Raw genomic sequence first — 13,607 nt, forward strand, 5'->3', positions numbered from 1 at the left:
TTCAGGTGTTCAGATGCTCCGCGTGGAACCGCAGGTGGTCGTCAACGAAGCTGGCGATGAAATAATAGCTGTGATCATAGCCCTCGCGACGGTTTAGCTGCAAAGGATAGCCACTGGCTCTTGCAGCCGCTTCCAGGGTTTCAGGCTTCAATTGCTCTTCCAGAAAATCATCAGCCTCTCCCTGATCGACCAGTGCTGGCACCACCTTGGTTGCTTTGCGCATTAGCAGGCTGGCATCGTAATCGGCCCATGGGGCGGTATCTTTACCCAAGTACGCGGTGAAAGCTTTTTGGCCCCACGGACAATCGACCGGATTGCCAATCGGGCTGAACGCAGAAACCGACTTGAACTGCTCAGGGTTTCTCAGTGCCAACACCAGCGCGCCATGGCCGCCCATGGAATGGCCGAAGATCGACTTCTTGTCGCTTACGGGGAATGTCGCTTCGATCAGTTGCGGCAGTTCGTTCAGGACATAGTCATACATCTGGTAGTGGCGGTTCCACGGAGCCTGCGTGGCGTTGACGTAAAATCCCGCGCCTTGCCCCAGATCATACCCGTCATCATCGGCGACATCCGCGCCCCGTGGGCTGGTGTCCGGGGCGACGATCGCAACGCCCAGTTCTGCGGCCAGCCGTTGTGCGCCGGCTTTCTGCATGAAGTTCTCGTCAGTGCAGGTCAGCCCGGACAGCCAGTAGATCACCGGTACTTTTTGCCCATCCGCGGTCTGCGGCGGCAAATAGATGGCGAACCGCATGTCGCAATTCAATGTCGTTGAACGATGGGAGTAGTGCTTGGTCCAGCCGCCGAAATTCTTGTTAACGCTCGTGTTTTCGAGTGACATGTCACACCTGCTGTATTGAAGTGACGGTCGCGCCAACAAAGGCGCGACCAAATTGTTTGGTTTACTTGTCGAAGTGGATGACCGAGCGGATGCTCTTGCCTTCGTGCATCAGGTCGAACGCCTCGTTGATGTCCTCAAGGCCCATGGTGTGGGTGATGAAGTCATTCAGCTTGAACTCACCGTTCATGTAGCGCTCGACATATTCGGGCAGCTCCGACCGGCCCTTGACGCCGCCAAAGGCCGAACCGCGCCAGACACGACCGGTGACAAGCTGGAACGGACGGGTGGAGATTTCCTGACCCGCGCCAGCGACGCCGATCACGACAGATTCGCCCCAGCCCTTGTGGCAGCACTCCAGCGCCGAGCGCATGACGTTGACGTTGCCGATGCACTCGAAGGAGTAATCGACGCCGCCGTCTGTCATCTCGACGATCACATCCTGGATCGGCTTGTCGTGGTCCTTGGGATTGATGAAGTCGGTGGCGCCCAGTTTGCGGGCGAGGTCGAACTTGCTCTCGTTGATGTCGATCACGATGATCCGGCTGGCCTTGGCCATCGCCGCGCCGATGACAGCCGAAAGGCCGATGCCGCCCATGCCAAAGATCGCAACCGTCGCGCCTTCCTCGACCTTGGCGGTGTTCATCACCGCGCCCATGCCGGTGGTGACGCCGCAACCCAGCAGGCAGACCTCTTCCAGAGGCGCTTCCGGGTTCACCTTGGCCAGAGAGATCTCGGGCAGCACAGTGTATTCCGAGAAGGTCGAACAGCCCATGTAGTGCAGGATCGGTTTGCCGTCCTTGTAGAACCGGCTGGTGCCGTCAGGCATCAACCCCTTGCCTTGGGTCTCGCGGATCTTCTGGCAGAGGTTGGTCTTGCCGGATTTGCAGAACTTACACTCGCCGCATTCGGGCGTGTAGAGCGGGATCACGTGATCGCCCACAGCCACGCTGGTCACGCCTTCGCCGATGGATTCAACGATGCCGCCGCCCTCATGGCCCAAAACAACCGGGAACAGGCCTTCGGGGTCATCGCCCGACAGGGTGAACGCATCGGTATGACACACGCCGGACGCGACAATGCGCACGCGCACTTCGCCCGCTTGCGGCGGCATCACGTCGATTTCTTCAATAGACAGGGGCTCGTTTACAGCCCAGGCAACGGCGGCTTTCGATTTGATGATACCGGTCATTCTGGCTCACTTTTCTCTGATGTGGGGTTTCTGACTTGTGATTTACTCTATTTCCGACACAAGATAATCGGGTAAATCTGCAAATAACTATTACTGTATGGTAATGGTGTGGTTGCTTGGTCCGGCGCTGGTGGAGACTCGATTGGTTATCTGGGAAGGCGTTTCTGAATTTGTCGCTGTCGCGGAAGCCGAGAGCTTTACCGCCGCGGCCAACCGCTTGGGGGTTTCGACCGCACAGGTCAGCCGCCAAATCGGAGCCCTTGAGGCGCGGCTGGGGGTCAAGCTGTTCTATCGCACCACCCGCAAGGTTTCGATCACCGATACAGGGCAAATCTATTACAACCACTGTCGTCAGGTTCTTGACGGGCTGGCCGAAGCAGAACGCGCAGTTACCGATCTGCACCAGACCCCCAAGGGCAGGCTCAACATGACCGCGCCCGTGACCTATGGCGAGAGCAGGATTGCGCCCCTGATCAACGACTTCGTTGCGCGCTATCCTCAGTTGGATGTGACCCTGACCTTGACCAACCAGATGGTTGATCTTGTTGCAGAGAGCTATGATCTGGCGATCCGTTTGGGCGAATTGAACGACAGTACGATGATGGCAAAACGGCTGGCGTCCCGCACCCATTACACTTGCGCGTCGCGGGCCTATCTATCCGTGAACGGCACGCCCTACACCCTGTCCGAGCTGGAGCCGCACAATTGCCTGCAAGGAACGCTGGATACCTGGCGGTTTCAGGAACAGGGCAGGGCCCGTCACATCCGCGTCAAAGGTAATATTCGCTGCAACAGCGGTTGGTCACTGGTCGATGCTGCACTTAAGGGCATCGGCATTATCCAACTGCCAGACTATTACATTCATGCAGATATTGCGGCCGGTCGGTTGGTGCCGATCCTCGAGAACTATAGCGCGCCCAATGACGGTATCTGGGCAGTCTACCCCCACAACCGCCACCTTTCGCCCAAAGTGCGACTGCTTCTGGACCACCTCGGTGAGGGGTTAAGCAAGGCGCAAGAGATGACACCATCGACAAACAGGATCGCGAAATGATCGTTAGAGAAGCGCCTTCGACCCTGAAACTGTTCTTCGTGATGCAAGGTTCCGTGGTGCCAAAGATCTATGGCAGGATCATTGGTATCGCACTTTTGACCGTGATCGTCATGATGCTGGACACCTACGTCGTCCCGCTGCCACGTATCTCCATCGGTGCCATGGGGATATTTGGCGTCGCCCTGTCGCTGTTTCTCGGGTTTCGCAACAACGCGGCCTATGATCGCTGGTGGGAGGCGCGAAAGCTCTGGGGGGCCATGATTGCGGATGTGCGCAACTTGGGGCGGCACATGTGTGTCTTTGTTGGAAAGGGTGCGGACCGTGAACGGATCCTGTCGTGCGCCGTGGCCTTCGCGCATTTGCATCGCGGTTTTCTACGCGGGGTGGATGTAGAGGCGGACATCCGTGACTGGGTCGGTGAACAGGAGGCCGCCGCAATGGTTGCGCGAAAGAATCCGGCGGATTCCGCGTTACGCTCGATGGCCGACAAGATTGGCAACCTCGTCAAAGAAGATGCGATCAGCGGATTTGGCCAAATGACGATCTCGCAAACGCTCTCCTCATTGGGCCTTGCGCAAGCCGGTTGCGAGCGGATCTTCACCACGCCGCTGCCGTTTGTCTATTCCCTGTTGGTGCGCCGAACGACGTATCTTTACTGCTGGTTATTGCCCTTTGCCCTGATCGAAGCGACGGGCTGGTTCGCGCCGCTCTTTGCGGCCGTGGTCGCCTATGTGTTCTTCGGCCTTCAAGCGGTCACCAATGAGCTAGAGCACCCGTTCCGCAATGTTCAAAACGGACTTCCGTTGGATGCGATGTGTCGCACCATCGAAATCTCGGTATCAGAAGCACTGGGTCGCACCCCGCCCGCTGCATTATCCGCCACAAACCACATGCTGAGTTGAATGCTTCACGGTTACCGTGACACGCATCCAGCAAAATTCCCAGATATCCGCGTGGTCGTTCAGTCGCATTCAACGCTCAAAGTCTCCGGATTGCGTGCGCAGGCATCGGTGCAGCCGTGAACACAATCGGGGCTGAGGACTTCAAGAAACAGCGCACGTGCAAGCCTGTGCTTGCGGCTGCCGGGGGGGGCTTTCGACCTGGTGGCGAATGTCCACGCCGCCCTATTTCGGGATCGGCGGCGTGAAACGATGCACGCTGAAGCGGCCAGCCCAAGCCACTCCAGTACAATCAGGGTCAGGCGGCCGCCTGGGGCAGGGCGACGACAGCGATCATTTCAACGCGCATGCCGGGACGCGCGAGCGCTGTGCCGCCGGTGGCACGTGCGGGTGGCGCGTCTTTGCTGACCCATTGGTCCCAAACGGCGTTCATGCCTTGGAAATCGGCCATGTCGGCCAGCCAGACTTGAATCGATGCGATGTCTGCCTTGGCTGCTCCCAGCTCGGCGATGACGGCGTCCATCTTGGTTAGTACCTGACGGGTCTGGGTTTCGATATCGGCAGTCAGGTCGTCGGGAACCTGACCGGCCAGAAACGCGATATTGCCGACGGTGACCGCCTGGCTCATTCGGGGGCCTGGGTTGAGGCGCGAGAGGGTCATGACATTTCCTTTGTTAGTCGTTGTCACTGAGGGTTGATCCAGCGCCAGCGCGTGACGCATCCGTTGCCGGAACGGTCGTACGCATGGCGAATGTGTTGAGGGCCGCAATCGTCGCGGCCGTCGTCTTGGCGTTTGGCGTTGATGGATCTTCGCGGTCGCATGGCTCGTCGGCCTTGACGCCCATGGTCAACTCAAGCTGCGCGACATCCAGCAGGTGTGCGGCCGCGTGTAGCGAGGTCGGATCGGCATTGATATCAACCGCCCCCGTTTGAGCGGACAACGTGAAGGTCAGACCATAAGCGCGGCCCAGTTCGGACAGGAAGGGCAGCAACAATATCGGCGCACTGACCAGCCCCAACATGATCTTGGCCCCCACGACGGGTCCTTCCGGCAACTCGGCATAATCGCTCAAGGTTGCCCCCAGAATGATCGGGCAAACGGCTTGGCCTTTTGCGTTCTCCCATTTCCCGGGGACGATGGCGGGACACAGATCCGACCAATCCTTACCGTCGGCGCGTTCCAGATGCGCCCGCAGGAATGACGGGCCATCAAGCCCGTGCGACACCAGCCATGCGGCTGAAAACCCGGCTTCTTCGGCCAGGCCCCAGCTCATGCCTGCGCCACGTGCCGCCTTCATGCACAGCGATGCAGCCTCGTTGCACGATAGCGGTGCGGATTGCATTTCGCTGAAGTATGGCGTGGAATCGCCGCGTGTCTGGTCGTGAGGATGATGGCTCATGCCGTGGGCTCCGATCCAAGCTCGTCGGGAAACGGAGCGCCTGCGAACAGGTTGATGCGCACCCAACGGTCAGAACGCGGATCAAACTGGCTGGCACCGAAGAACGCCAGCTTGCAGCGCAGAAGGTCGATGGGCAGCATGTCAGCGGCAATCAGGTTGTCTTGCACTTCCGCAAAGGGATGCCGGGCCGCCACCTGTGCTCGGCGCACCGCATAGCGGTGTTCGGGATGGGCCAGTATCAGCGCTGCAACAGGGCTGGACGCTTCCGCCGCCTGCACACTCAAGTAGAGCTCGGACATCAGCCGCGCGATGCAAAGGGGCTGTTCCAAAGTGGCGCCGTCTTCGGTTGCGCGTTCGCCCAAGCGGGGTTCCAGCTTTTCTTCGGAGACATACCAGAAGCGCGCGATGTTTTCGGGCGCAGAGAAATCAATCTTCAGCGCCCACGCGTAATCACTCTCCAGAATGTCGCGCAGTTGGGCCACGGGCATGGCCCCGTCAATTCGGAAGTTGGCCGCCTCATCTGCGCCCATGTGATCGGCCAGATCGTCGATCAAGGCGCCATGGGGTTCAAGCATCAGGGACAGCAGCGCCTCTTGCCCTTCAAGGGTGAGCGTTGCCTCCCCCCATCGCCAGAGCGCGTCCCAAGGATGATCGGTGTCCCAGTCCCATCCCGCAAGACATTCGGTAATCAGAGCGAGATCGCGGCGCAGATCATGCAGCTTGCGCACCTGAACCGGATGCTCGGAATGCCAAGCCTGTGCGTTGGTCGCTGCGCCCTGCGCTGCGGCGGTCAGGCCTGCGATGGTCTGTGGGGTTGCGCGCGTCTGCGCCCGCACCCGGGCCAAAGCCGTTTCGCGGGCCATCATCCAGTTGTTGAGCAAAACAGGGTGGCGCACGACGAACGGGGCCATGCCTAGGCCGGTTGAATTACCCACGCCAAGGCTGCGACGCGTGTCTCGGTCAAGTTTCACGGCGCGGTCTCCGCCTTTGGCGGCGGCGATGTGTTCGACGATATCGATGGTAAACGCCCGGATCAGCCAAACGGTGAGCATTTCGACCTGAAAGGGCGCGGCCAGTTCCGCGCGCGCTGCAATGTCGCTGCGATCACACGCGCCGAACTTACCCGAGCCATAAACGGCCGTAGTGCGCATGAGATACCCCACGTTGGCAATCTCGTCGGGGTCCGGTTGCTGGCCTTGCGCCAAGGTATCGACGACATGCTCGAACAAGCGAACCGAGCGGTTCGCGCGGGCCAGGGTGAGTTCCTTGGGGCTGATACGACCTACTTCCTGGAGCGGGACATTTTCGGCCAATCGTGCGATATCCGTGTCGCTGGGGTCGCCGTCAAATAGCGTGAACGTCGCGTCCCATGCCGTTGCAATCACCCGGTCAGAGCGCATTTCAGGCGGAAGATCATGGGCGAATGCCACAAGGCTATAGGTGCGATTGCCGCTTTTTACTCGGTAGACGCCGTGGCCCACGCCTTTGGCATCAACGTTCCAGACGGGCCGGTCAATTTGCCAATCTGCCGTGCCAAGGCGTCTGAGCAGGACACGCAGAAACGACAAGCGCGTGGGATGGCCGCTGCCCATTCGTGCAAGGCGCATGACCTCGGACGGAGCGCGCATATAGCGGGCCAGTTCAGGTGTTACTCTCCGAGTGCTGACAGACATTGCAGGTCCTCCCAAACGTGCATTTTCCCAGGCGAGGTAGCGCGGGTTCACCGCGCCACCTCGTATTTTCAGGCGGAGGCGACTTCGGTCTTGCGGCCGAGCATCCACGTAATCCGCAGCGCATCCCAAAGGGATGGCAGCAGGATCAGGGAGACCGGCACAGCCGTCACCACGATAAAGCTTTGCAATTTGCCGATGCCGCCCGATCCGGTCGAAATCAGGATCAACGCCATGACACCCATCGCCAAGCCCCAGAATGCCCGCATCGCGGTGGACGGCTCTCCGGTGGTCATGGTGGATGAGATCACATAGCTCATGGAGTCGCTGGTCGTTGCCACGAAGCACATCGTCAGCACCAGAAACAGGACCGACAGGATCATGCCCATGGGCATGGCTTGTGTGATCGCCAACAGACCGGCTGGCAGGTTGAAGCCCTCGAATGGGCCCGACACGATACCCGGCTCTGCAATTTCAAAGAAAATGCCGGAGCCGCCAATGATGGTGAACCAGAAGTTTGTGATCAGCGGGGCCATAACCGACAGCGTCAGGATGATCTGGCGGATCGACCGTCCACGGCTGATACGCGCGATGAAGACGGCCATCAGCGGGCCATAGCCCATGAACCAACCCCAGAAGAACACAGTCCACCATCCAAGCCAGCCGGCATCGCTGAAAAAGCCCGCATCGCCGCGATACATCGCCATATCAAAGAAATGCGTTGCATAGACCTGCATGCCACCGAAGAAGCCTGCGAAAATCTGCATCGTCGGGCCTGCGACCAGCATGAAGGCCAACAGGGCCGCCGCCAGGATCACGTTAATCTGCGACAAGATCTTGATGCCTTTGGCCAGACCGGTAATCGCAGACACGGTGTAAAGCCCGACCAGTGCCAGAATGGCGATGGCTTGGGTGGTGAAATTGTCAGGAATACCTGTCAGTTCGTTCAGGCCATAGGACATTTGCAGACCCAGAAAACCGATGGGACCAACGGTGCCCGCAACCACAGCGATGACGCAGGACGCATCTGTAATGACACCGATAGGCCCGCTGAGGGCGCGATCTCCGAACACTGGGTACAGCAGTGTGCGGGGCGCAAGCGGCAGACCTTTGTCGTAGTGGTAATGCATCAGCATCACGGTGGTCAGTGACCCCAGAATAGCCCAAGCCAGAAAGCCCCAATGCAGAAAGCTCTGCGCAAGGGCGGCGTGCGCCTGCGCCTGCACGTCACCGCTCAGATCGCCAAAGACGGGCGCGGGCGAGAGAAAATGCGCAATCGGCTCACCCGCCGCCCAAAACACGCCACCGCCCGCAAGCAAGGTACACATGATCATGGACGCCCAGCTGAACGTGCCGAACTCAGGCAGGGACAACCCGCCCATCAGGGTCCTGGAGCCGGGCAACACACAAAGCAGCAACCCGATCAGGAAAGTGGCGAGCAGTAGAACCTGCCAATAAAGCCCGAAATACTGTGCCGAGAACGCAAAGCTGCTGTCGACCAGCGCCGAAAGGCCCTCGATGTTGAAAAACGCATAGGCGCAGAACAGCGCGATGAAACCGCCCGTAATCGCGAAGAGTGCCTTGTCTGTGGTGCCCGAAGGCTGACCCGTTGCTTTCGTCGTATCGCTCATTATCGTTCCTCCCATAAGCGATGGTACGCGGCCTATTCAGCAGCGCTTTGAATTTTGCGGGGTGCGGATTGCGCCCCGAAGCTTTTCGCGAAAAAGGCGTGCCAGTTGTCGCCCATGAGCCCGTCTGTTGTGGCCTCGTCCAGCCCTGCGGCGCTCAGACCTGCGCGAATGCCCGCCAGGTCGCGGTTGTCGTTGAACCATGTGGGCATGGGCGGGAAGCCCGCGTTGGTGGCAGAGCCTTCGCCGTAGTCAATCGTCTTGGTCCAGCGGCCCACACGCATCCATTCAACGATGCTGTCGGGCTGGTCCTGACAGAGGTCCGTGCCGATGCCGACGTTTTGCGGCCCCGCCAGATCAATAGCCAGCGCCGCCATATCGCACCAGGATTGCAGCGTGCAGTCACCGCCATCCTTGAGGTGGTGGGGGTAAACGGACAGGCCTAGAAAGCCACCCGACGCGCCAAGCGCGCGCAGCAGGTCGTCAGATTTGTTGCGCAGGGCATTGTGCCAGCTGGCAGGGTTGGCGTGGCTGATGGTGATCGGACGGGTCGAGTGCTCAATCGCCTCAAAGGTGGAGCGTTCGCCGGAATGGCTCATGTCCACCACCACGCCCACGCGGTTCATTTCCGCCACAACCTGTTTACCCATGCGGGTCAGGCCGATGTCTTCATCCTCGTAGCATCCCGATGCCAGAAGCGACTGGTTGTTATAGGTCAGCTGCATGAACCGCAGACCCAGCGTGTGCAAGACTTCGACCAGCCCGATGTCATCCTCGATGCAGGACGGGTTTTGCGAGCCAAAGAAGATCGCGGTGCGCCCGGTTTCACGCGCTATGCGGACGTCGTCGGCGGTGCGGCCCTGAAAGATCAGATCGGGATATTGCTCAAACCAGCGGTTCCACTTTTCGATAATCAGAACCGTTTCGCGGAATGTCTCATGATAGGTGATGGTGACGTGGACCGCGTCCACGCCTCCCTTGCGCATCTGGCGAAAGATCTTTTCGGACCAGTTCGCATATTGCAGACCGTCGATCAGGTAGCTCATGACGGCTCACCCGCAGAGACATAAGCGGTCTTCACGGTTGTGTAGAATTCAGCCGCATAGGACCCCTGCTCGCGCGGGCCAAAGCTGGACGCCCCGCGCCCACCGAAGGGCACATGGTAATCCGTGCCAGCGGTGGGCAGGTTCACCATCACGCAACCGGCCCGCATGTTGGCGCGGAAGTGGCTGGCCCGCGCCAGCGAGGTTGTCATGATGCCGGCGGTCAAGCCGAATTGCGTGTCATTGGCCGTTGTCAGTGCTTCGTCATAGCTCTCGACTTTTTGCACGGCGGTGATCGGCGCGAACATTTCCTCGCGGTTGATCTGCATGTCATTGCGGGTGCCCACAAAGACGGCAGGAGCCATGTAGTAGCCCTCGGTCGCCATCTCCAGACGGTCGCCACCGCAAAGCAACTCCGCGCCTTCGGACTTGCCGATGCCGACATACTCCAGGTTGCCGTTCAACTGGCTTTCACTGACCACCGGGCCCAGCTGTGTGCCGTCTTCCAGCGCATGGCCAACCTTCATCGCACCCGCCGCCGCGACGAGTTTTTCGACGAATTGATCATGCACAGAGGCATGCACAATCAGCCGGCTGGCGGCGGTGCATTTCTGACCCGTGCCGCCAAATGCGGACCCTGCGGCGTGCGTCACGGCCAGATCAAGGTCGCAATCATCCATGACGATCAACGGGTTCTTGGAGCCCATCTCCATCTGCACCTTGGTCATGTTTTGAACAGCAGCGGCGGCAATGCCACGGCCAACTGGTACAGAGCCGGTGAAGCTGATCGCATCCACATCCGCGCTTTCCACAAGCCGTTGTCCAACATCGCGCCCCGGACCTGCAACAAGGTTGAAGAGGCCTTTGGGGATGTCTTGGCGAGAGATGATCTCGGTCAGGGCAATTGCACTGGCAGGCGTGACATTGGCAGGCTTCCACACGACGGCGTTCCCAAAGGCCAGCGCGGGGGCGATTTTCCAGGCGGGGGTGGCGACGGGGAAATTCCAGGGCGAGATGATCGCCACAACGCCAACCGCCTCGCGGCGCACGTCAATCTCGATGCCGGGGCGCACGCTTTCGGCCAGATCGCCGTGCTGGCGCAGGACCTCGGCGGCGAAATAGGTGAAGAACTGACCCGCGCGGTAGACCTCTCCTTTGCCTTCGGCCAGTGGCTTACCCTCTTCACGCGACAGCAAGCGCCCGATCTCTTCGGCGCGGGCCATCAACTCGGTGCCGATCGCCATCAATACGTCGTGGCGTTTCTGGATGCCCGCAGCCCACCACGCAGGTTGCGCACGGCGTGCAGCGGCAAGGGCGGTGTCAAGCTGCCCTGCATCCGCCTGGGCGTACATGCCAATCAAATCCGACGTATCAGACGGGTTGCGATTTTCGATTTGCGTGGCACCGTCTGTCCAAACACCATCGATATAAAGCTGCGTAAGATCGGTCATGGCTGTCTCCTTTGTGATTGATCAACTCCTAGACCGTTGCGGTGACTTCAGTCATTCTAAAGCTATTGAAGCTTTATTCAGGATTTCTGAATGTCGATCAGGTTGGAAATGCTCCGTGCGTTCTCCGTGACCGCCAACCAGGGAACCCTCGCGGGGGCCGCTGCGGTCTTGGGGCGCACGCCTTCAGCCGTGTCCATGATGCTGGCTCAGTTCGAGCAAGAAATCGGCGGTCCACTGTTTGAAACAGACCGCAAGAACCGCCTTACCCCTTTGGGGCGACTCGTGCTGGAAGAGAGCACTCGGGCGACGGATGTGTTTGACAAAAGCGTCGAGGCCATACGCCGCCATGCGATGTCGACGGCGGGGATTGTGCGCATTGCCGCTGTGCCGTCTGCTACGGTTGCCTTGCTGCCCGATGTCATCGACGCCTTTCGCAAGACGCACGCCGAGGTGCGGATCGAAATCAGCGATGTGGACAGTGCGACCGTGCGTGCCCGGGTAAAGCGCGACGAAGCAGACATCGGCATCGTGTCAGCGCGCCCGGACGAGCCGTTGGAAGGCACGCGCATTTTTGCGGATGATCTGGGCATTGTCTGTGCCGAAGGCGGCCTGATCCACAAAGCCCATTTGGCAAATCAAGGCGCATCAGACTGGAACCTGTTGGCGCTAGAGCCGCTCATCGCGAACCCGCTTTGTGAGCTTGTTGAGGCGCCCATCGTCGGTGAATTGCGTCTCGCGAGCACATTGGAGGCCCGTAACACGACAGCGATCCTCTCATTCGTGCGGCGCGGATTTGGCGCGAGTATCTTGCCGTTTGATGCGGTGCGAAACCAGCCAGACGGCGTCGAGTTCTTTGTTCCAGCAAAATCTATCAGCCAACGAGAATTGCGCAAAATCACGCAGGACAATGATGTTTTGCGCGGAGCTGTTCTGGAGTTCTGGGGATTGTTAGAGCGGTAGATCTTGCGGCGCTTGTCTTGCAGAACTTTGCAAGCCTGCCGCGAGAGGCGATACCGGCCCCATGTTCGCGCCCCCTCTCATGCGCGGGTTTCATGATCTGCCAAGGTGGCCAAATTCACCGGCATCGGGACCTGTATCGAGTACCGCATGGGCGACGCCCCACTGCGGACCGACACGCCACTGGAACCGCAGTCTCCTTATGCCGGCGCGAAGGCTGCTGCTTTCACAGCGCTGTCCACGTCATTGGCGCAAACGGAAACCGCCTTCGCGTGGTGCCGGTTGTTCTACCTCTTTGGCGAAGGTGAACACCCTAACCGCCTCGTGGCGCATTTGCATGAACGTCTGTCGCAAGGGCAGCCCGTAGACCTTAGCCAAGGCTCGCAAATCCGTGACTTTCTCGACGTTGAAGAAGGCGCGCGCCGGATCATTCTGGCCACCTTTGGTGACGTATCGGGGCCTGTGAACGTCTGCTCGGGCGAAGGTATCAGCGTGCGCGTTCTGGCCACCCGTATCGCACAAAGATATGGTCGCGTTGAGTTGCTTAACTTCGGAGCGCGACCCGATAACCCATTTGATCCCGCCTGTGTCGTCGGCCATCCAACCGAACTTCCAGAGCACAGTGATTTTCCCGAACCCCGGCCCCGTCAGGAGACATTTGAATGACCCCCTTCGAGAAAGAAATGGCCGAGCGCCTCGACGCCGTCAAAACCGACGCTTCTCAGATGGAAGCTGCCGCCCATCAGTTCATCGAGGCCAGCTTCGCCAAGCAGTACTCCTACAACTTTTTTTGGCAAGGCCGCCCGATTATTCAGTATCCGCAAGACATCATGGCCATGCAGGAACTGATCTGGGACGTGAAGCCGGACCTGATTATCGAGACGGGGATTGCCCACGGCGGATCCCTGATTTTCATGGCGTCGCAGCTGGCTCAGCTTGAGTTGTGCGAAGCAATCGAGGCCAGAGAGGTGATGGATCCCGCCGCCCCCAAACGTCGTATACTTGGAATCGACATTGATATCCGCGCTCATAACCGAGAGGCCATTGAAGCGCATCCGATGGCGGGCCGTATTGATATGATCGAGGGCTCCTCCATCGCGCCGGATATTATCAAACAGGTCCGTGCAGCCGCCGAGGGCGCGAAGACAGTGATGATATCATTGGATAGCAATCACACACACGACCACGTACTTGCGGAGTTGGAGGCCTATGCCGACCTGACGAGCGTCGACAGTTATTGCGTCGTATTCGACACCTTAGTTGAAAACATGGACGCTTCGTTGTTTCACGATAGGCCCTGGGGCCCGGGAGACAATCCAAGGACTGCTGTAAACGCGTTTCTTCAGACTAACGATGATTTCGAAATTGACCGCAACATTGACGCAAAATTGCAAATTTCGGTGGCTCCTGGCGGGTACCTTCGGCGTATCAAATAAGCAACCAACTCGGCCGGTCGGAGCCGCGGGGGGGGGGGG

The 13,607-nt window shown here is 59.4% G+C and carries 13 protein-coding genes; 5 read left to right on the forward strand and 8 right to left on the reverse strand.

The genetic code is table 11. From position 1 onward, the window contains the following. Position 1: 1 nt before the first annotated feature. Entirely contained in the window at positions 2 to 841 is an 840-nt protein-coding gene (gene fghA, locus AADW23_RS05950) for an S-formylglutathione hydrolase (protein WP_341863607.1), read from the reverse strand. 61 nt (positions 842 to 902) lie between these two features. Then, positions 903 to 2,021, reverse strand: coding sequence for an S-(hydroxymethyl)glutathione dehydrogenase/class III alcohol dehydrogenase (locus tag AADW23_RS05955; protein WP_349771073.1), 1,119 nt, complete (start codon positions 2,019 to 2,021; stop codon positions 903 to 905). A 151-nt stretch (positions 2,022 to 2,172) separates the two neighbouring features. On the opposite strand from AADW23_RS05955, the gene AADW23_RS05960 reads away from it, so the two are divergent. Together AADW23_RS05960 and AADW23_RS05965 are read left to right on the forward strand one after the other, a co-directional pair. Beyond that, the gene (locus AADW23_RS05960) at positions 2,173 to 3,084 is read left to right on the forward strand and encodes a LysR family transcriptional regulator (RefSeq protein ID WP_341863608.1); all 912 of its coding nucleotides are present in this window, start codon (positions 2,173 to 2,175) and stop codon (positions 3,082 to 3,084) included. Further along, entirely contained in the window at positions 3,081 to 3,986 is a 906-nt protein-coding gene (locus AADW23_RS05965) for a bestrophin family ion channel (RefSeq protein ID WP_341863609.1), read from the forward strand. The genes AADW23_RS05960 and AADW23_RS05965 overlap by 4 nt, the downstream gene beginning before the upstream one ends. 295 nt (positions 3,987 to 4,281) lie before the next feature. Here AADW23_RS05965 and AADW23_RS05970 read toward each other — a convergent pair whose 3' ends face one another. The 6 genes from AADW23_RS05970 to AADW23_RS05995 all read right to left on the reverse strand — a co-directional run bounded on the left by AADW23_RS05970 (position 4,282) and on the right by AADW23_RS05995 (position 11,175). After that, complete coding sequence (locus AADW23_RS05970) at positions 4,282 to 4,704, reverse strand: RidA family protein (protein WP_341863610.1); 423 nt, start codon at positions 4,702 to 4,704, stop codon at positions 4,282 to 4,284. After that, positions 4,658 to 5,383, reverse strand: a complete 726-nt coding sequence (locus AADW23_RS05975; protein WP_341863611.1) for a DUF3726 domain-containing protein — start codon at positions 5,381 to 5,383, stop codon at positions 4,658 to 4,660. Before AADW23_RS05975 ends, AADW23_RS05970 begins: the two co-directional genes overlap by 47 nt. Further along, positions 5,380 to 7,056, reverse strand: coding sequence for a hypothetical protein (locus AADW23_RS05980; RefSeq protein WP_341863612.1), 1,677 nt, complete (start codon positions 7,054 to 7,056; stop codon positions 5,380 to 5,382). Before AADW23_RS05980 ends, AADW23_RS05975 begins: the two co-directional genes overlap by 4 nt. Before the next feature lie 68 nt (positions 7,057 to 7,124). Further along, on the reverse strand, positions 7,125 to 8,684 hold the full coding sequence (locus AADW23_RS05985; RefSeq protein ID WP_341863613.1) for a BCCT family transporter: 1,560 nt from the start codon (positions 8,682 to 8,684) through the stop codon (positions 7,125 to 7,127). Positions 8,685 to 8,716: 32 nt separating this feature from the next. Then, complete coding sequence (locus AADW23_RS05990; RefSeq protein WP_341863614.1) at positions 8,717 to 9,727, reverse strand: membrane dipeptidase; 1,011 nt, start codon at positions 9,725 to 9,727, stop codon at positions 8,717 to 8,719. Continuing rightward, a complete protein-coding gene (locus tag AADW23_RS05995) occupies positions 9,724 to 11,175 on the reverse strand; it encodes an aldehyde dehydrogenase family protein (protein WP_341863615.1) in 1,452 nt (483 codons plus the stop codon). Before AADW23_RS05995 ends, AADW23_RS05990 begins: the two co-directional genes overlap by 4 nt. Before the next feature lie 90 nt (positions 11,176 to 11,265). Between AADW23_RS05995 and AADW23_RS06000 the strand changes: the two genes are divergently transcribed. The 3 genes from AADW23_RS06000 (at position 11,266) to AADW23_RS06010 (ending at position 13,568) form a co-directional block, all read left to right on the forward strand. Then, positions 11,266 to 12,135, forward strand: coding sequence for a LysR family transcriptional regulator (locus tag AADW23_RS06000; RefSeq protein ID WP_341863616.1), 870 nt, complete (start codon positions 11,266 to 11,268; stop codon positions 12,133 to 12,135). A 105-nt stretch (positions 12,136 to 12,240) separates the two neighbouring features. Continuing rightward, positions 12,241 to 12,798, forward strand: coding sequence for an NAD-dependent epimerase/dehydratase family protein (locus AADW23_RS06005; protein ID WP_341863617.1), 558 nt, complete (start codon positions 12,241 to 12,243; stop codon positions 12,796 to 12,798). Continuing rightward, positions 12,795 to 13,568: a cephalosporin hydroxylase family protein gene (locus AADW23_RS06010; RefSeq protein ID WP_341863618.1), complete on the forward strand. Its 774-nt coding sequence runs from the start codon at positions 12,795 to 12,797 to the stop codon at positions 13,566 to 13,568. Before AADW23_RS06005 ends, AADW23_RS06010 begins: the two co-directional genes overlap by 4 nt. Positions 13,569 to 13,607 lie beyond the last annotated feature (39 nt).

The sequence above is a fragment of the Gymnodinialimonas sp. 57CJ19 genome, assembly GCF_038396845.1.
In the GTDB taxonomy this organism is placed as follows: domain Bacteria; phylum Pseudomonadota; class Alphaproteobacteria; order Rhodobacterales; family Rhodobacteraceae; genus Gymnodinialimonas.

Bases quoted from the DNA above. Each gene is read 5' to 3' on its own strand.
- fghA (WP_341863607.1), bottom strand. From the start codon at position 841: ATGTCACTCGAAAACACGAGCGTTAACAAGAATTTCGGCGGCTGGACC.
- AADW23_RS05965 (WP_341863609.1), top strand. From the start codon at position 3,081: ATGATCGTTAGAGAAGCGCCTTCGACCCTGAAACTGTTCTTCGTGATG.
- AADW23_RS05970 (WP_341863610.1), bottom strand. From the start codon at position 4,704: ATGCGTCACGCGCTGGCGCTGGATCAACCCTCAGTGACAACGACTAAC.
- AADW23_RS05975 (WP_341863611.1), bottom strand. From the start codon at position 5,383: ATGAGCCATCATCCTCACGACCAGACACGCGGCGATTCCACGCCATAC.
- AADW23_RS05980 (WP_341863612.1), bottom strand. From the start codon at position 7,056: ATGTCTGTCAGCACTCGGAGAGTAACACCTGAACTGGCCCGCTATATG.
- AADW23_RS05985 (WP_341863613.1), bottom strand. From the start codon at position 8,684: ATGAGCGATACGACGAAAGCAACGGGTCAGCCTTCGGGCACCACAGAC.
- AADW23_RS05990 (WP_341863614.1), bottom strand. From the start codon at position 9,727: ATGAGCTACCTGATCGACGGTCTGCAATATGCGAACTGGTCCGAAAAG.
- AADW23_RS05995 (WP_341863615.1), bottom strand. From the start codon at position 11,175: ATGACCGATCTTACGCAGCTTTATATCGATGGTGTTTGGACAGACGGT.
- AADW23_RS06000 (WP_341863616.1), top strand. From the start codon at position 11,266: ATGTCGATCAGGTTGGAAATGCTCCGTGCGTTCTCCGTGACCGCCAAC.
- AADW23_RS06010 (WP_341863618.1), top strand. From the start codon at position 12,795: ATGACCCCCTTCGAGAAAGAAATGGCCGAGCGCCTCGACGCCGTCAAA.